This is a genomic window from Microbacterium sp., from assembly GCF_035556355.1.
Lineage (GTDB): Bacteria > Actinomycetota > Actinomycetes > Actinomycetales > Microbacteriaceae > Microbacterium.
The window spans coordinates 140,528-156,956 of record NZ_DATMFG010000024.1 but is presented as its reverse complement, the minus strand read 5'-3'; the positions used below and the strand labels follow the sequence as shown (position 1 = coordinate 156,956).

The window sequence follows — 16,429 nt, the reverse complement described above, 5'->3', positions numbered from 1 at the left end:
GGCCGGTCACGCGGTTCGAAGGGGATCTCGATGAGCACACAGAACCTTGCGCTGGTCGTCGGCTCGTACGCCGACACCGAGTCGGCGACCGAGGACTACCGCTCGTTGCGCAGCGGCCAGGACGCCGGAGGCTACGAGGTCATCGGCGCCGTGGTGCTGGTGCGCGGTCGCGACGGAAAGGTGCAGGTCAAGGAGCACGGCGACAAGTCGGTCGGTCATGGTGCTGCCTGGGGCGCCGGCGCCGGTGTCGTCGTCGGCCTGTTCGCACCCCCGCTGCTGGCGGCTACAGCGGTCGGCGCCGGCATCGGTGCGGTCCTCGGGAAGATCAGGAAGAACCGCGAGGAGAAGCAGTTCGGCGTCGACGTCGACGAGTACCTCGCACCGGGCTCGTCCGCCGTGGTCGCCGTCGTCAACGAGAGATGGGCTGACCGGGTCGAAGAGGCGCTGCTGCGATCGGACAAGCGCGTCAGCAAGTCGATCGACTCGGACGACTTCACGCGGCTGCGCAAAGCCATCGAGGAGTCGGCGGACGACGTCGTGGAGCAGCTCAACGCCTGACACCGGCAGTCTCACCCGTGCGGGGTGACGCCGCGGCATCCGTCCTCTCCTAGCGTGCCTGGAGGACGGACGCCGGGTCTGTCATCGACGATTGGCGAGGAAATGGATCTGTGGAGTTGGATCGCGTGGTTCTTCTGGGTGTTCGTCTTCGTCGCCTACCTCATGGTGCTGTTCTCGATCCTGACCGACATCTTCCGCGACCACACGCTCAACGGGTGGCTCAAGGCGGTGTGGATCCTCTTCTTGATCTTCGTGCCGTTCCTGACAGCGCTCGTCTACCTGATCGCCCGGGGATCGAGCATGCAGGAGCGGTCCATGGCGCAGGCGCGTCAGCTGAGGCAGCAGCAGGACGAGTACATCCGCGCCACCGCAGGGGCGCCGAGCGCAGTCGACGACATCGCCAAGGCCAAGTCGCTCCTCGACGCCGGAACGATCTCGCAGACCGAGTTCGACGCGCTCAAGGCCCGGGCGCTCGCGGTGTGAGCCGCGGAGGCCGTGATGACGCGCTTCGACTACGGTCCGCTCGACTTCTACGCGATCGCCTTCGACGGTGATACTCCGGGGCCGGGAGTCCTGAAGGCGATCGACGATCTCGTCGCATCCGGAACCGTCAACCTGTGCGATCTCGTGTTCGCCAAGCGGACGGCGGACGGCGAGCTCACGGTCATGGAGCTCTCCGACACGACGGACAGCGACGGCGTGCCCGCGCTCGACCTCGCGGGTCTCGCGGGGATGGACGACATCGAGACGCTCACCACGCAGATCCCGCCCGGCAAGTCCGCGGCGATCCTCGTGGTGGAGCTGCTGTGGGCGAAGGCCTTCGCGGCCGCGCTGTGGGATGCGGGCGGTGCGGTCGTCGCACGCCAGGGCATCCCGGCGCCGGTCGTGAACGCATTCCTCTCCCAGCACGGCGACGAGGAGGTATGAGCATGCTTCGCAGAGTCGGACGACCGGGGCTCATCGGCATGGCGGCCCGCACCGCAGTCGTCGCCGGAACCGCGACCGCGGTGTCGGGCGCCGTGTCGCGCCACCAGCAGGAGAAGCAGTACGAGGCCTACGAGGATCGGCAGGCCGCGGCCGCGCAGCAGCAGGCCGCGATGGATGCCGCCGCCGCCCAGGCCGTGGCCCGCGCCCAGCAGGCGGCGCCGCCGCCTCCTCCGGCTGCGGCCCCGGCCGGTGCGGGTCGCGTCGACCTCGTCGCCGAGCTACAGAAGCTCGCGCAGCTGCAGCAAGCCGGCGTGCTGACCGCCGACGAGTTCGCGGCGGCGAAGGCGCGGCTGCTCTCCTCCTGACGTCGATCAGACCTTGAGGTCCTGCTTCGGCACGACCAGCTCGTGGATGATCAGCAGGAGCGACGCCATGACCGGCAGCGCGAGCAGCACGCCCAGCACGCCCATGAGCGTCCCGCCGACGAGCGCGCCGATGAGCACGAGCGCGGCCGGGATCGAGACCGCCCGGTTCATCACTCTCGGGCTGATCACGTAGGACTCGAGCTGGATGTAGACCAGATACGCGGCCGCGAAGATGAGCGCCTGGAGCGGGCTCGAGAAGAGCGCGACGATCGACCCGAGCACGAGGAAGATCACGGAGCCGAAGAGCGGCACGAGCGTGATGACGAACGCGACCGCGGCCATGAGCGCCGGGAACGGCAGCCCGATGAGCACGTGGAGCACGAAGACGGCCGCGGCGTTGAACGCGGAAAGCGTGACGGAGCCGAGGAGCGCACTGCCGACGGATGCCGTGATGCGCTCGGTCATTTCGCGCAGCGTCGGGCGGTTCCGTGCCGGCGCGAGCGAGTAGAGCGCGCTCTTCATCGCTGAGAGCGACGCGAGGAAGTACAGCGTGAGCGCGACGACGATGAAGCTCGCCGTGACGAACCCCACGAGCCCGACGACCGCGGCGAGGACGCCTCCTCCGAGGACGGCGAGCGTGTGCGGCGCCGACACGATGATCCGCAGCTGCTCGGCGACTGTCAGGAGGGCGGCCTGCACGTCGGGAGCGAGTCCCGTGATCCACTCCGAGCCGCGGATGTCGGCGAGTGCCTCGGGGATGTACGCGACGAACTCGCCGACCTGTGCGACGACAGGGGGAAGCACGAAGACCAGGAGGGCGACGACGAGCAGGCAGAACACGCCGAACACGATGCCGATGGCGGCGCCGCGCGGAATGCGGCGGCGCTCCAGCATCCGCACGATCGGATCGAGCCCGAGCGCGAGGAACAGCGCCAGCGCGATGTAGGCGAGGATCGTCGAGATCGATCCGAGCGCGCTGCCCAGGACGAGCGCTCCCAGCACGCCGAGAGCAGCCGCGAAGCCGATGATCACGGGGCGCTCCATCGCCGCAAGGACAACCAGGCGGCGGTGGAGCGGTTCGGACCTCGGGGGCGACGCCCGGACGCCCGCCGCCTCCCCGACGGCGGCGGGCGGGCCCGGGGTCCCCGACGCCTCGTCACGAGGCGGGAGTGTCATACGCTGTCCGCCACCCTCATCTCGCGTCCGTGCACGATGATCGCGTAGATCACGAGGATGTCGAGCGCGAGGACGATGAGCGACCACCAGGGCTGAACCGGCAGGAGTGCGAGCTGCCCGAGCGCATTGAGCGCGACGAGGATTACGCCGACGACTCGCGCCCACGTCGCGCCCGTCATCAAGAAGATGCCCACGAGCACCAGGAGCGCACCGGAGATGACATGCCACCAGCCCCAACCCGAGACGTCGAGCAGGAAGAGGTCTCCGGTCGCCGCGAGGAAGTAGGCGCTGTCGGGGCCGATGATCGCGATCAACCCGTAGATGATGTCGAAGAAGCCGGCGACCAGCATGATGACGCCCGCGAACACCACCCATCCGGTCCAGCGCGTCAGCGTCGTATCCGTCATGAATGCTCCCTCCGTCGACGCGATCCGGGTTCGGATCGTCGCGACAGACGCTACGCAGACGGGGCCTGCGGGGACTCACCCCCGCGGGGTGATTGTCCAGGCGCGTCGTGGGTGGTCCGGATGCCCTCGGGGGGGGAATCATCCGGGCGGGGTGATGGAGTCCACGCTCCGGACCGCGATGCTGTCTGAAGCACACGCGCCGACGGGAGATGCGACCATGCGCGCTCAGGTGATGGAACTGATCGTCCGCGGCCGCCTGAGCCCTGAGCTGATCCTCGCGCTCGACGGCTTCGACGTCGTGACCGACGAGCGGGGCCTCACGCGGATCATCGGGCCCGTCGCGGACCAGTCCCGGCTGCTCGGCGTGCTCGAGCTCTTCGACGGACTCCACATCGAGGTTGTCTCCGTCAATCCCGTGCGCCCGCCTTCCGCCTCGGACGACGACGGAGGGCCCAGCGACGCTCAGCCATGAGTGGCGTCCGGCTCCTGCGGGTCGGCCGGCCGGCCCAGGCCGTCGATCCGTGCCATGATGGCCCGCGCCTGCCCGCGGGTCGCGGGCTCCTCGTCGTCATGCCCGCGCGACGCCCGCTCCAGGATCCACGATGCCAAGGTCGCGGTGATGATGCCCGACAGGATGATGCCGCCGAACATCAGCCCGACGGCGACCGCACGGCCCGGCAACGTCACGGGCACGTAATCGCCGAACCCCGTGGTCGTCACGGTGACGCACGACCACCACAGGGCGACGCCGAAGTCGACGATGTCGGCTCCCGGCGCGTGCCGCTCGGCTTCGAGCACGGACAGCGACGCGATGTACACGAGCACGACGACGGCCCCGCCGCCGTACACGGCGATGCGCGTCCGCAGGGCCGCCCCGCGTGTGCGCCGCAGTCCGGGAAGCTGCGTCAGGCGATCGAGCAGCAGCACGAGCCGCAGCACGGGCAGCAGGGCGAAGGCGAGCGCGCCGGGGTGCTTGCGGAACCACCGCCAGCGATCGTCGGCGAGCGTGAGCCGCACGAGGTAATCGACGATGAAGAAGACCCACGTGACCACGATGAGGACCAGCGCAGCAGTCCGCGGCGGCCCGACGAGATCGGCGATCACGAGCCACGAGTAGCTCACGAGGTACAGGAGCGACGCGATCGACAGCGGCAGCGCCATCCGGCTGACCCAAGTCGGCTCGTCCATGATTCCCTCCGTCGCTGAGACGTCACATGACCGGGGCCGAATCTCCCACCGGGATGAGCCCGAGCTCCCGAGCCCGCTCCACGGCCGCGTCCCGGTTCTGTGCGCCGAGCTTGCGATAGATGTGGCCGAGATGCGTCTTGATGGTGTTCGTCGAGACGTAGCAGCGCGCGGCGATCCCGGGGATGGTCAGTCTGCTGGGGAGGTAGCCGAGCAGCTCGAGCTCGCGCGTCGTGAGGTGTTCGGCGAGGTGCTGACGCGGAGGTGCAGCTGCGGCCCGTGCCGTGTTCACGACGGCGCTGCGGAAGCGGTTCCCCACCCCCGGGAGCTCGTCGATCAGCTCCGCGACGGCTGCGCCCGCTCTGACGAACGGCTGGACGAGCCATTCGGGCTCGGCGAGCGCGAGCGCCGCCGTGAGGTGGGCCCTGGACTCCGGGTTCCGCTTCCCGGCGGCGCACAGCCAGCCCTCGAGGATCTCGTGCTCCACTTCGGGCAGCGGCGCGTCCGGCTCCGGCCTGGGGGCGAGCTCCGTCATGCGCGCGCGAGCCTGGCTGGGACGGCCGAGCGCCAGCAGCGCCGCGATCTCCTCGAACGCGATGTACGACCACGATGCCGGTTGGTTCGGCGGCGGCGGCACGGGTGCTCCTCGCGAGCGAGCCTGTCGCATCTCGAATGCGAGCAGCGCGTCGCGCACGAACGCCGGTCGCGGCCCTTCGGGCTCCTCGACGCCGGGCAGCCCGCCCCCCGGGTCCACCGCGTGCGAGATCAGCCATGCGATCCACAACAGGTGCGTGCGCTGGTTCGAGAGCGCGCGCGCGGCGCCCTCGTGCAGCGCGAGCGCACCTGCGGCCGGCTCCCCTCGCTGCACCGCGACGAGCGCGCGAGCAAGGTACGCCTCGGCGGGCGCCGGATGCACGAGAAGGTCGTCCTCGGTGGCGAGCGACAGGGCTTCCTCGGCATGTTCGGACGCGGCCACGAGGCATCCGGTCAGCGCCTCCGCCATCGCGAGCGCACCGAGCGTGTGTACGCGGTACGGCCGGTACGCGGTGCCCGCCGCTCGCAGCGCGGCCTCGAAGATGCGGCGGGCTCCGTGAATGTCGCCGAGGAGAAGCCGCGCGCGACCGAGCGAGACCTGACTCACCGTGAGCAGCAGACTCCGGGACGTGAGCCCGAGAAGGTCCGGTCGAGGTGCATCCGGATGCAGCGTGAGCTCGCTCACCGCCGCCCGCGCGACCGGCACGAAGAACTCGGTCTCGGGGTGGAACTGCACGCACGCGGCCAGGTAGGCGAGGGCGACCTGGCGCTGACCCGGCGTCAGCTCTCCGTCGGCGAGGAGGGTGCGGAAGCGGTCGACCGCGTGCATCGCGTGACCGCTCATGCCCTCGGCCATCGCCAGGAGGATCGCGGCGTCGGGACGCTCGGCAAGCTTCCTGTCGGGCACCTCGCGGAGCCATCGCACGACAGCGCCCATGCGATGCGACTCGTAGTAATCCCGTCCGAGACCCAGAACCAGGTCGAGCACGCGTTCCCAGTCGTGGGCGCGGATCGCGTACTCGATCGCGCCCCCCTCGTCGCCCGACTCCGAGAGCCACTTCGATGCCGCATCGAGCAGCTCCGCTTCGGCGTCGTGATCGTGAGCGCGCAACCGCAGCAAGAGGAGGTCACGGAACAGGCGATGGAACCTGTACCGGCCCGCACGCTCGGGCACGGGCACGACGAAGAGCGAGTCCCGCTCGAGCCCGGTGAGCAGCTTCTCTCCGTCGCGGCCCGTGACGACGCCGGCGAGGTTCGCGTCGAAATCGTCGAGCACCGAGAGCTGGACGACTGCCGCACGTCGTCGGGGCGAGAGCCCGTCCAGCACCTCTTCGCCGAGGTAGTCGGTGATCAGCCGATCCGTTTCAGCCATCGTCGCGACGACGAGATCGGGATCGGCCGCGAACCGCATCGAGAGCGCGGTGAGCTGGACACCGACCGCCCAGCCTTCGGTGCGCGCGGTGACCTTCGCCGCTACCTCTTCCGAGACCGCGATGCCGGTGATCGCCGAGATCACGCGCGAGGTGGTCGAGTCGTCGAATGCGAGCTCGCGCTGGCGGATCTCGACGAGGTCGTTGTGCACGCGCTGACGGCTCCAGCCGAGCTGAAGATCGGTACGCGACGCGAAGACCACGTGCACGCCCCCCGGAAGCATGTCGACGAGTCGCCACAGGTCGGTGAGCACCGGAGTGCCGCCGATCCGGTCGAGGTCGTCGAAGACGAGCACGAGGGGGTCGATCTCGTTCAGTCCGGCCGCGAGATCCTCCAGGTAGGGATCGCCCAGCCTGCGTGCGGCGGTGGACACGGCCGCGCGCGGCGGGCGGAACTCCGACGACGCCTCCGTGATCGCCGTGAGCAGCTTCCGAAACAGAACGAGAGGGTCCGCGTCAGCCGGGGCGATGTCCACCCAGGCCACGGGCAGGGCGGGGTGCGACGCGGCCCATTGCGCGAGGAGAACCGACTTCCCTGCGCCGGCGGGTGCGACGATCAGCGACAGCGGCGCGCTCGCCCCGGCGTCGAGCTGCGCACGAAGCGCAGGACGATCCACGGCGTGCGTCGGAATGCGGCGCGCCGCTCGTCCGATCACACCGACCTCCGCTCGATCGGCTCCCCTCAGCGAATGGTGCCACACCGGAGGTCGAGTCGACAGGACCAAGGTCACGGCGTGTCCGCTTCGAGAGCTGCCGTGTTCCGGATGAACAGGATCACCCACGTGAACACGAGCGCCCCGCCGATGAGCTCGACGGCGGTCAATGTGTAGTACCCCACCGCGTAGAAGACCCCGAACAAGGTCATGAGCGCGAGGAAGAGCCAGCCGAGCACGATGAACGGGCGAGCGAGCCCGGGCATCCATCGCGGAAGCCGCGTGACCAGGACGCCGAACGCGACGACCATCCCGAGCGAAACGCCGACATGGATCACGAAGTAGATGTCGACCGGGAACAGCCCCACGAGCGCGAGGAAGACGCCGAGCACAACGAGGCACGTGCGCACGCGAAGGAGGCCCGTCGTGCCGGTCGTCGTGGTCCTTGTGGCTGATCGCGCGAGCGACGTGACGAGGAAGCCCGACACGATGAGGGTCAGGTTGAACGCGCGGGCGGACGCGTTCGTCGTGACGCCCAGTGCACTGAGATTGTCCTTCCACCAATCCGGGTCGCTCGTCGCCAGCATGGCGGCCAGGACGCCGAGCACGAAGAACGCGGCGAACAGCATCGCGAGTCGCCGGGAGTCCATGGTCGCGGCGGAGGTGAACGAGACGTAAGCCGTCACAGCGGTCGCTACCCCCGCCAGCACGATCACCGCGAGCGGGAACACCTCGGCCCCCAGGAACGCCTCGGCGAGGATCGCCGCGAGCAGCGTCCACCCCAGCAGCGCGACGATCGCGTGGGCGATGGCGAGAGCGGCGATGTCGAGGTGGTCGAGCAGCCGAGGGCGCTCGCCGGCGCGCGCGGACGCGAGATAGCGCGCGACGGCGGCGCAGAGAAGTGCGACGAACGCGGACGCCAGCGCGGCGAATTGACCGATCGAGTCGGGTCCAGCGATCGGGGCCGACGCGAAACGGAAGGCGACCAGCGCCGCGATCGCTCCCCCGACGAAAGCGACGGCACCTGCGAAGAGCGCGAGCGACTCCAGATCGCGCGCGCTCACGCGGTCGGTCCAGCGGATGCCGCGCGCAGCGCCGCGCATGAGGAGGCCGTCCGGCTGCGCACTCATCGCCGACGCTCCGTCGCCGTCAAGGCGACCCCGACGAATCCCGCCATCCCGACCCCCTCCCGGTCGCTGGACGCGGCCGACGCGGGCCCATCCGTGAAGGTCAGTCCATCCAGCACGATCGGGCGCCGCATCATCCGACTCGGGTGACTTCGCGCCCCCGCCGAAGTCACCCGAGCAGCATTCCCTCTGCTCCCTCCGACGCGCGCGGGTCGGGCAGCCGCCGCATCCGCAGTCCGTTCACGATGCCGATGCCCGCCGACAGGATCGGCACGAGGAGCGCGATCTGCAGCGCGAGGGGCCGCGCCTGGGTGTTGATGCGGACGATCTCCTCCGCCACCGCGGGCGATGCGTCGTCCAGCAGCTCGGTCAGTGCGGTGTTGGAGACGAGCTGCGCATCCTCTTCGAGGACGGCGGCCACGCGCTGCTGCTCCTCGGCCGTCAGCACCTCCGACTGCGCGGAGAGGGAGGTGAACGAAGCCGACAGCATCGCGAGCATGATCGCGCCCGCGAACGCAAGCCCGAAGGACAGGCCGAACGACCCGGCCGCGGAGTTCACGCCCGCCGCCTCGCTCACGCGCTCGTCGGAGATGGGCGACAGCGTGTAATTGTTGAGCTGCGACACGAGCAGTCCGAGGCCCGATCCGGCGATCACGAGCGGCACCGTGAGGAACCATCCGGAGGTCGCGATGGGGATGATCGGCTCGAGGATCACGAGTCCGGCTGCCGCAAGCACGAAGCCCAAGAGAATGAGATTGGCGGGTCGGCCCTTGGCTCGACGGCCCGCCACAATCGCGACGGCGAACATGCTGAGCGACAGCGGCGCGATGGAGAGGCCTGCAAGCAGGGCGTTGTACTCGAGGACCATCTGGAGGTAGAGGGGAAGCACGATCATCGTGCCCCCGAGCGCGATCTGCTGCAGCAGCTGCCCGCTGACCCCGGTGCGGAACAACTTCGACCGGAAGAGGTCGGGGTCGAGCAGCACGGGCTTGCCCGCGCGGTGGCGTCGGCGCAGCCACATCGCCAGGCCGCCGAGCGCGACGACGCCGAGCCCGATGATGAGTCCGACGTAGCCTCCGCCCTCCTGCCACACGAGGATCCCGAGCACGACGCCGCCCATGCCGATCACCGAGAGAGCGGCGCCCACGAGGTCGATCGAGCGGTCGCCGGTGTAAGGGACATCGCGTACGAGCGGGAGCCCGATGAGGACGATCGCGATGATGACCGCTTCAAGCAGGAACCCGACGCGCCACGAGAGGAAGGTCGTGATGACGCCCCCCAGCAGCGGTCCGACCGCCGCGGCGATGGCTGCGGCCGCGCCCACGAGCGCGTAGACGCGCTTCTGGTGGTCGCCCGCGAAGTTCCCGTGGATGAGCGACTGCATCGCGGGTAGCAGCAGCGAGGCGCCGATCCCGCCGATGAGTGCCCAGAAGACGATGATCGCGGTGAGTCCCTGCGCGAGCGTCATCGCGATGGCGCCGATCGCGTATCCGATGAGGCCGAACGCATACGCCCGCTTGCGACCGATGAGGTCGCCGACCTTGCCGCCGATGAGGATGAACGCCGCCGACACGAGGGCTTCGAGGGCGATCGCGCCCTGCACGCCGCTCGCGGTCGTGTCGAGGTCGCGGACGACCGCGGAGATCGACACGTTCATGATCGACGTGTCGACGACGAGCACGAACATCGCCATGGCGAGCAGGATCGCCAGGCGGCGGTTCAGCCTGGTGGGCGCGGCGTCGTCACCGGTCATGAGCGGAGCCAGTCACGCCGCCGCGTCCATAGGCGCGCAGGAAGAGCGCCTCGGCCACCGCGAGGTTCTCGATCTCGCTCGGGTCGACGCTCTCGTTCGGCGCGTGGATGAGGGCGAGCGGCTCTTCGACGCCCATGAGGATGATCTCTGCATCCGGATACGCGTCCGCGAACACGTTGCACAGCGGAATCGAACCGCCTTGACCGAGCATCGACGGCTGCACGCCGTAAGCGGACCGCATCGCGTCGGCGAGGGCGCGATAGGCGGGACCGTCGGTCGACGCTCGGAACGGCTCCCCCACGGCTTCCGTCTCGATCTGCACCCGCGCCTGCCAGGGCGCATGGGCTTCGAGGTGGGCGCGGAGGGCGTCGAGGGCATCCGTCGCACGCGTCCCCGGCGGAACGCGAAGGTTCAGCCTCGCGCCCGCCCGAGGCACGATCGCCGCGGTCGATCCGACGACCGGCGGGCAGTCGATCCCGAGCACGGTGAGCGCCGGCCGCGCCCACAGCTCGTCGGCGACGCTGCCGTCCCCCAGCAGGTCCACACCATCGAGCACACCCGCATCGCTGCGGAACTGCTCGGTGTCATACGGCTCGCCGGGCCAGGTCTGGTCACGCTCTAGCCCGTCGACCGCCGTGCTTCCACCGGCGTCGCGCAAGGACGTGAGAAGAGCGACGAGCGCGGCCAGCGCATCGGGCGCCGGCCCGCCGAACATCCCGGAGTGCACCTCGGACACGAGCGTCTCGATCCGCACGATGACGTTGGCGAATCCGCGAAGCGACACGGTCGTCGCCGGACGCCCGACCGCCGCGTTGCCGGTGTCGCACACGAGGATCGCGTCGGCGCGCAGGACATCGGGGTTCGCTTCGACGAATCGCTCGAGACCTCCTGTCCCCTGCTCCTCACTCCCCTCCACCACGAGCTTCAGGTTCACGCGGATGTCCTCACCGAGCGCGCGGAGCGCGAGGAGGTGCATGACGATGTTCCCCTTGCAGTCCGCCGCGCCGCGGCCGGCCCAGCGCCCACTCACGTCCGTGAGCTCGAAGGGCGGTGTGCGCCACGCGGACTCCTCGAGCGGTGGCTGCACGTCGTAGTGCGCATAGAGCAGGACGGTCGGGGCATCCGGACGCACCGCGGCGCGCTGCCCGATGACCGCGTCGCTCCCATCCGGCGTCCGCTCGAGCCGCACGTCGGCGAAGCCGAGGTCCGCGAACCGGGAACGGACCCACTCCGCGGCTTTCGCGCACTCCTCCGGGGGGAACTGGCGGGGGTCCGCGACGGATCGCAGCGCGACGAGCTCGGCGAGCTCGGCGCGAGCCGCCGGCATCATCGAGCGGATGCGGTGGCGGATGTCCTCGCTCACCGGCCGGCGCTTTCGACGGTGTTGAGGCTGTCGACGAAGTCCTGGAACTCCTCGGCCTCCTCGGGACAGTACGTCTGGATGATGAGGAGCTGCCCCTGCAGAAGCCGCGACTCGACGAGGGTGGGGCGCTGACCCGGGCCACCGGCGCCATTGGACAGCCCGGCCAGCAGCGTCGCCCGTGAGAGGGCGGCATTGGGATCGGCGCACGCCGCGCCGCCGTCGTCGCCGAGCACCCGTGCGACCTGCTCCGCCGTGAACGGGGTGGAGATCCCGGCATCCGCGAACGAGTCGAGCAGCTCCTGCGCCTTGTCGACATCGCGCGCCTGCTGCCGCGCGCCGACGAATGTGATCGTCGCAATCACGGCGAGCGCCACCAGCACGACGATCGCGACGATCGAGATGATCGAGCGCTCTCGCGGATGCTGCGTCTCCTCGTGCGTGCTCATGATTCACTCACCTCCGCGTTCGCCGGCTGCTTCCACGAGGGCTTGCGGAAGCGGTAGAAGAGGAACGGCACGAGCAGCCCCAGCCCAAGCGCCCCGCCCCCGACGATCAGCAGGTATACCCACGGGCTGCCCCCGCCGAACTGCGACGGCGGGATGAAGCCCACCAGCAGCGCTGCGAGCGACGCGGCGAATCCGACGCCGCACAGCGCGACGAGGATCGGGGCGCGGTAGCCACGAGGGTGATCCGGATGCCGCCGCCGCAGCTGCACGGCGGCGATGAACATCAGGAGGTACATGATCAGGTACACCTGCGTCGTGATGACCGAGAAGATCCAGTACGCGCTCGATACATTCGGGATGAGCGCGTAGCCCAGGGCGATGATCGACGTGATGATGCCCTGGGTGACGAGCAGGTTCTGCTGTACGCCGTTCTTGTTCAGCTTCTGCAGGAACGGCGGCAGGTAGCCCTCTTCGCGCGAGATGAGGAGCAGACCCTTCGAGGGCCCCGCGAGCCATGTGAGCATGCCGCCGAGCGACGCCGCGACGAGCATGATGCCGACGATCGGGGTCAGCCACGCGATGTCGAAGGTCGAGAACACCGCCTCGAAGGCCTGCATGATCCCCGCCGTCAGCGAGATCTGCTCGGCCGGGACGACCCAGCTGATCGCGAGCGCCGGAAGGATGAAGATCAGCAGCACGAGTCCCATGGCGAGGAAGATCGCCTTCGGATACTCCTTGCCGGGGTTCTTCAGCGAAGACACGTGGACCGCGTTCATCTCCATGCCGCTGTAGGAGAGGAAGTTGTTCACGATGAGCACGAGGCTCGCAAGGCCTGCCCACTGGGGCAGGAGGTTGTCTGCCGTCATCGGGGCCGCGGACGGGTTGCCCTGCCCGAGGAACAGCGCCCCGAGGGTCACGAGCACGGCGCCGGGGATGAGCGTGCCGAGGATGAGGCCCCAGCTCGCGAGACCCGCGACACCCTTCGTGCCGCGCGACGACACGAACACTCCGGCCCAGTAGCAGACCATGATCACGAGCGCCGTCCACACGCCGTTCGACGCGAGTGCCGGGTTGATCACATAGGCGAGGGTGGACGCGACGAACCCCAGGAGGGTCGGGTAGTAGAAGATCGTCATCGCGAACTGGCACCAGATGGCGAGGAACCCCATCGGCTTCGAGATGCCCTCCGAGACCCACTTGTAGACCCCGCCCTTCCATCCCGACGCGAGCTCGGCGGCCACCAGTGATGTGGGCAGGAGGAAGACGACGGCCGGCACCAGGTACAGGAACACCGCGGCGAGGCCATACACCGCCATCGTCGGAGCCGGTCGCAGGCTGGCGACGGAGCTCGTCGTCATGAGGGCGAGCGCGATCCACGAGATCCAGACGGGTTTGGGGACCGCCGCCGCACGCGAGCGGATCGATTCGCGCCGCGATCCCGCGGCGTCTGTGGCGCTCATGACCGGCGGACCTTCCCGGAGACGGATCGCATCATGGCTGTTCCCCTCTCACCAGCGGCCCGCGGGCCGCGACCGATCGCGGTCGATTCGTGTGAAAAGTACGTCCCGTGCGCGAGAGGAGCATCACCCACGGCGGGTGACTGATCGCGGCGCATCCGTGGAATCACCTGTCTCGGATGACGCACGGGACGGATGCGGCACCGCACGATCGACCCGGGCACACGCCGCGAAGGGGGTCGTGATCCGCCATGGTCTCAGCATCGGATGAGCGCGACGAGCGCGCGACGGACACCAGGAGGAGCTCTCGCGGAGCACTCGTGGCGACGTGCTTGTCGACACTCGTCGTCAACGCGAACACGTCAGCCGTGAGCATCCTGCTCCCTGCGATCAGCGAAGACACCGGGACATCCGTCGACACCCTCCAGTGGGCCGTCACCGGCTACTCCTTGATGGGCGCCGCGGTGATCGTCACGTCCGGCTCGCTCGGCGACGTGTTCGGGCGCAAGAAGGTCTTCCAGCTCGGCCTGCTGCTGTTCGTCGCGTCGTGCGTGTTCATCGCCCTCTCGACCACAGGGCTCGCGGTGATCATCGGCCGCATCATCCAAGGCGCGGCGGGCGCCACGATCCTCGCGTGTGGGCTGAGCATCCTGACCGTCGCGACCGAGGGCCGCGAACAGTTGCGCGCTGTGTCGCTGTGGGGTGCGGCCGCGGCCGTGGGCGCGGCCGCCGGCCCCCTGCTGGGCGGCGTGCTCGTCGACGTCACCGGGTGGCAGGGGCTCTTCTGGATCGACGCCGTCGTCGCCGTGGTCTGCGTGGTGATCACGTACTTCGCGATTCAGGAGTCGCGCGACGAGGGACGGTCTCGCTCGATCGACTATCTGGGCACTGTGCTCGTGGCGCTGACGCTGAGCCCGATCGTGCTGGCGACTGCCCAGGGGCCGCAGTGGGGATGGATCTCGATCCCGACCCTCGTCTGCCTCGTGGTCGCGGTCGCCAGCGGCTTCGCGTTCGTCTTCACCGAGAAGCGCGTCGCCGTCCCGCTCCTCGACCTCGCGTTGCTGCGCAACGTCGTCCTCGTCGCCTCGACCGTCGCGATCCTCATCGGCGCGGGCACGATCAACGGGCTCATGTATCTGCTGAGCCTCTACTTCCAGAGCCCCGATGCCCTCGGCATGACTCCGTTCCAGGCCGGACTCGCGATGCTCCCCGCCACGGTCGGGCTCGTCGTCGTGGCACCGCTGGTGCCGCGCTTCGCCGCGAAGATAGGCGGGCGGAAGGTCGTTGCGCTGGGCTTCCTGATCACGGCGATCGGATTCGCCGTCGTCGGATTCGTGCAGCCGTCGTGGCTGTACCTCTCGTTCGTCCTGCCGCTGATCGCGATCGCGGTCGGCATGGGACTGTCGAACGGCCCCGCGTCGGCCGCCGCGACGGCATCCGTCTCGCAGGAGCAGGTCGGTGCCGCATCCGGCGTCTCGAACATGGCGCGCTACGTGGGCGCCGCCGTCGCCACCGCCATGGCCGCCACCATCTACTCCTCGGTCATCACCTCGCGGACCGACGCGGGCGTCGACATGTCCGGGGCCCTGGCTTCGGGGCTCGCCGCCGCGTCGTGGGTCATGGCCGGACTCAGCATCGCGGGCGTACTCATGGCCTTCCTGTTGAGGAAGCACCGGATGCCGCGCGGAACGCTCGCCGACGCAGCCGCGGCTGCCGCCGCGCACACCCACACCCTGCCCACGACCGCGTCAGGGGCGGGCGAGAGCGCCGAAGTCCCTCGACGCTGACGTCGTCGGCGCCGGAACGCGAACAGACCGGCCCGGCGAGCCGATCTCTTCACACCTTGCGGGAAGCGGCGACGGTGTCCTTGAGGTCGCGAGGGGTATGAGGTCGCTGGCAGCGCTTCCTCTGCTCTCTTGGCGGCGGCCGCGAGCGGTGGAATTTCAAGGGCCCTGCCGTGTCGGCGGTCGAGAAGCCGTCCAGGTGGGTGTAGTCGGATTCGTTCGGCAAGGTGCGCGCACTCCGTCGTCGAGGAAGGGCCGCATGACGAAGGCCGCGCCATGAGCCTCGACATCGACTAAACCGTCGTCGTCATGACGAGAGCGCTGTGATCGCTTCCTTCACGACGTTCGCTGCGTGCTCTGGCGTCGTCGTGATGACGCACTGATGTGCGAGCGAACCCTCCCGATCCCGCTCGCTTGGCACGTCGGCGAAGAGCCTCTCGAGAGGGTCGCGTGTTCGCCGAAAGCCACCTGCGCGCCATCAAAACCACCGCCAAGCGCAAACGCTCGGGGGATCGTCCGTTCAGGCACGAAAGAGTCCATTCCTGAGGTCGCGGACCATTTCTTGACTGCGTCGTTCGCCCGGCCGTACCACTCGCAGATCTCTGCCAGATCATCGCCGCTCACCTGCCCGCGGAAATTCCGCGCGGCATCACGAGCGGCATCCGGCAGCTTGCCCTGGTTGGGCCTCATGAGCAGGTCGTACATCGTCTGACGCGGCGTGGTGACCAGGCCCTCGCCGAGCTCGATGTCCTCGAGCTGCGCTCCACCCGGTCGAGGTCGCGTGGGATCATGTGCACGGTGCCTCGGCCGTCGAGTCTCACCGGCTGTCGGAGCTCGGGCACCGCAATGGTGGTAACCGCGATCGCGCGTGGGATCGCCGTCCAGTGGCGCGCAGCGCCGAGGCCCATGTTCATCCCCGTATACGAACGCGGTATACCTGGATGAAGTAAGTTGCCAATTTCGGCGCAGCTCTACGCTTGGGCCAGTCGCCGGCGACGCACGCCTCCACGGGCGCAGTGCCGGAAGGAGTACGGCGTGCCCCGGTTGATCTGCAAGGGAAGTGCTGTCACGAGAAAAGGGCCACGAGGACTCAGTGCCCCGCGACCCCTTGTCTCTACGGACTCTCTCGCTCGCTCGCGCCCCCGACAGGAATCGAACCTGCGACCTTTGGTACCGGAAACCAACGCTCTATCCCCTGAGCTACGGAGGCGTACCGATCGAGGTTATCACCGCCCGCTGTGCGCGCCGTGCAGGCAGCGCCGCG

General features: G+C 69.1%; 15 protein-coding genes and 1 tRNA gene. 6 read left to right on the top strand and 10 right to left on the bottom strand.

Features of this window, described 5'->3' with window-relative positions; translation table 11 throughout:
• The first annotated feature begins 30 nt into the window (after positions 1–30).
• The 4 genes from VNR19_RS07100 (at position 31) to VNR19_RS07085 (ending at position 1,850) form a co-directional block, all read left to right on the top strand.
• Positions 31–558: a DUF1269 domain-containing protein gene (locus VNR19_RS07100; protein WP_325725270.1), complete on the top strand. Its 528-nt coding sequence runs from the start codon at positions 31–33 to the stop codon at positions 556–558.
• 102 nt (positions 559–660) lie between these two features.
• A complete protein-coding gene (locus VNR19_RS07095; RefSeq protein ID WP_325032915.1) occupies positions 661–1,041 on the top strand; it encodes an SHOCT domain-containing protein in 381 nt (126 codons plus the stop codon).
• Positions 1,042–1,056: 15 nt separating this feature from the next.
• Positions 1,057–1,485, top strand: coding sequence for a DUF6325 family protein (locus VNR19_RS07090; protein WP_325725268.1), 429 nt, complete (start codon positions 1,057–1,059; stop codon positions 1,483–1,485).
• Between the two features lie 2 nt (positions 1,486–1,487).
• The gene (locus tag VNR19_RS07085) at positions 1,488–1,850 is read left to right on the top strand and encodes an SHOCT domain-containing protein (protein ID WP_325725266.1); all 363 of its coding nucleotides are present in this window, start codon (positions 1,488–1,490) and stop codon (positions 1,848–1,850) included.
• A 6-nt stretch (positions 1,851–1,856) separates the two neighbouring features.
• Here the strand turns inward: VNR19_RS07085 and VNR19_RS07080 are convergent, their stop codons facing one another.
• A complete protein-coding gene (locus VNR19_RS07080) occupies positions 1,857–2,894 on the bottom strand; it encodes an AI-2E family transporter (RefSeq protein ID WP_325725264.1) in 1,038 nt (345 codons plus the stop codon).
• Between the two features lie 128 nt (positions 2,895–3,022).
• Positions 3,023–3,433 (bottom strand): DUF7144 family membrane protein, encoded by a 411-nt coding sequence (locus tag VNR19_RS07075; RefSeq protein WP_325725262.1) that lies wholly within the window; start codon positions 3,431–3,433, stop codon positions 3,023–3,025.
• A 232-nt stretch (positions 3,434–3,665) separates the two neighbouring features.
• Here VNR19_RS07075 and VNR19_RS07070 point away from each other — a divergent pair, with 232 nt between their 5' ends.
• Entirely contained in the window at positions 3,666–3,905 is a 240-nt protein-coding gene (locus VNR19_RS07070) for a DUF8691 family protein (RefSeq protein ID WP_325725260.1), read from the top strand.
• Here VNR19_RS07070 and VNR19_RS07065 read toward each other — a convergent pair.
• The 7 genes from VNR19_RS07065 to gadC all read right to left on the bottom strand — a co-directional run bounded on the left by VNR19_RS07065 (position 3,896) and on the right by gadC (position 13,384).
• Positions 3,896–4,621: a potassium channel family protein gene (locus VNR19_RS07065; RefSeq protein ID WP_325725259.1), complete on the bottom strand. Its 726-nt coding sequence runs from the start codon at positions 4,619–4,621 to the stop codon at positions 3,896–3,898. The two genes, VNR19_RS07070 and VNR19_RS07065, sit on opposite strands and share 10 nt — an antisense overlap.
• A 22-nt stretch (positions 4,622–4,643) precedes the next feature.
• Positions 4,644–7,238, bottom strand: a complete 2,595-nt coding sequence (locus VNR19_RS07060) for a winged helix-turn-helix domain-containing protein (RefSeq protein WP_325725258.1) — start codon at positions 7,236–7,238, stop codon at positions 4,644–4,646.
• A 71-nt stretch (positions 7,239–7,309) separates the two neighbouring features.
• Positions 7,310–8,365 carry a DUF998 domain-containing protein gene (locus VNR19_RS07055; protein ID WP_325725256.1) on the bottom strand — a complete coding sequence of 352 codons (1,056 nt, stop codon included), beginning with the start codon at positions 8,363–8,365 and terminating at the stop codon, positions 7,310–7,312.
• A 166-nt stretch (positions 8,366–8,531) separates the two neighbouring features.
• Positions 8,532–10,115 carry an MFS transporter gene (locus VNR19_RS07050; RefSeq protein ID WP_325725254.1) on the bottom strand — a complete coding sequence of 528 codons (1,584 nt, stop codon included), beginning with the start codon at positions 10,113–10,115 and terminating at the stop codon, positions 8,532–8,534.
• Positions 10,105–11,478: a dipeptidase gene (locus tag VNR19_RS07045; RefSeq protein ID WP_325725252.1), complete on the bottom strand. Its 1,374-nt coding sequence runs from the start codon at positions 11,476–11,478 to the stop codon at positions 10,105–10,107. The genes VNR19_RS07050 and VNR19_RS07045 overlap by 11 nt, the downstream gene beginning before the upstream one ends.
• The gene (locus VNR19_RS07040) at positions 11,475–11,924 is read right to left on the bottom strand and encodes a hypothetical protein (RefSeq protein WP_325725250.1); all 450 of its coding nucleotides are present in this window, start codon (positions 11,922–11,924) and stop codon (positions 11,475–11,477) included. Before VNR19_RS07040 ends, VNR19_RS07045 begins: the two co-directional genes overlap by 4 nt.
• On the bottom strand, positions 11,921–13,384 hold the full coding sequence (gene gadC, locus VNR19_RS07035) for a glutamate/gamma-aminobutyrate antiporter GadC (protein ID WP_325725248.1): 1,464 nt from the start codon (positions 13,382–13,384) through the stop codon (positions 11,921–11,923). Before gadC ends, VNR19_RS07040 begins: the two co-directional genes overlap by 4 nt.
• A gap of 317 nt (positions 13,385–13,701) precedes the next feature.
• Between gadC and VNR19_RS07030 the strand changes: the two genes are divergently transcribed.
• Positions 13,702–15,168 (top strand): MFS transporter, encoded by a 1,467-nt coding sequence (locus tag VNR19_RS07030; protein ID WP_325725246.1) that lies wholly within the window; start codon positions 13,702–13,704, stop codon positions 15,166–15,168.
• 1,134 nt (positions 15,169–16,302) lie between these two features.
• Here VNR19_RS07030 and VNR19_RS07025 read toward each other — a convergent pair.
• Positions 16,303–16,375 (bottom strand) — tRNA-Arg (locus VNR19_RS07025).
• Positions 16,376–16,429: the final 54 nt, after the last annotated feature.

Excerpts from the sequence above, each read along its gene's own strand:
- VNR19_RS07100 (WP_325725270.1), top strand. The coding sequence starts at position 31 with ATGAGCACACAGAACCTTGCGCTGGTCGTCGGCTCGTACGCCGACACC.
- VNR19_RS07095 (WP_325032915.1), top strand. The coding sequence starts at position 661 with ATGGATCTGTGGAGTTGGATCGCGTGGTTCTTCTGGGTGTTCGTCTTC.
- VNR19_RS07090 (WP_325725268.1), top strand. The coding sequence starts at position 1,057 with ATGACGCGCTTCGACTACGGTCCGCTCGACTTCTACGCGATCGCCTTC.
- VNR19_RS07085 (WP_325725266.1), top strand. The coding sequence starts at position 1,488 with ATGCTTCGCAGAGTCGGACGACCGGGGCTCATCGGCATGGCGGCCCGC.
- VNR19_RS07080 (WP_325725264.1), bottom strand. The coding sequence starts at position 2,894 with ATGGAGCGCCCCGTGATCATCGGCTTCGCGGCTGCTCTCGGCGTGCTG.
- VNR19_RS07075 (WP_325725262.1), bottom strand. The coding sequence starts at position 3,433 with ATGACGGATACGACGCTGACGCGCTGGACCGGATGGGTGGTGTTCGCG.
- VNR19_RS07070 (WP_325725260.1), top strand. The coding sequence starts at position 3,666 with ATGGAACTGATCGTCCGCGGCCGCCTGAGCCCTGAGCTGATCCTCGCG.
- VNR19_RS07065 (WP_325725259.1), bottom strand. The coding sequence starts at position 4,621 with ATGGACGAGCCGACTTGGGTCAGCCGGATGGCGCTGCCGCTGTCGATC.
- VNR19_RS07055 (WP_325725256.1), bottom strand. The coding sequence starts at position 8,365 with ATGAGTGCGCAGCCGGACGGCCTCCTCATGCGCGGCGCTGCGCGCGGC.
- VNR19_RS07050 (WP_325725254.1), bottom strand. The coding sequence starts at position 10,115 with ATGACCGGTGACGACGCCGCGCCCACCAGGCTGAACCGCCGCCTGGCG.
- VNR19_RS07040 (WP_325725250.1), bottom strand. The coding sequence starts at position 11,924 with ATGAGCACGCACGAGGAGACGCAGCATCCGCGAGAGCGCTCGATCATC.
- gadC (WP_325725248.1), bottom strand. The coding sequence starts at position 13,384 with ATGAGCGCCACAGACGCCGCGGGATCGCGGCGCGAATCGATCCGCTCG.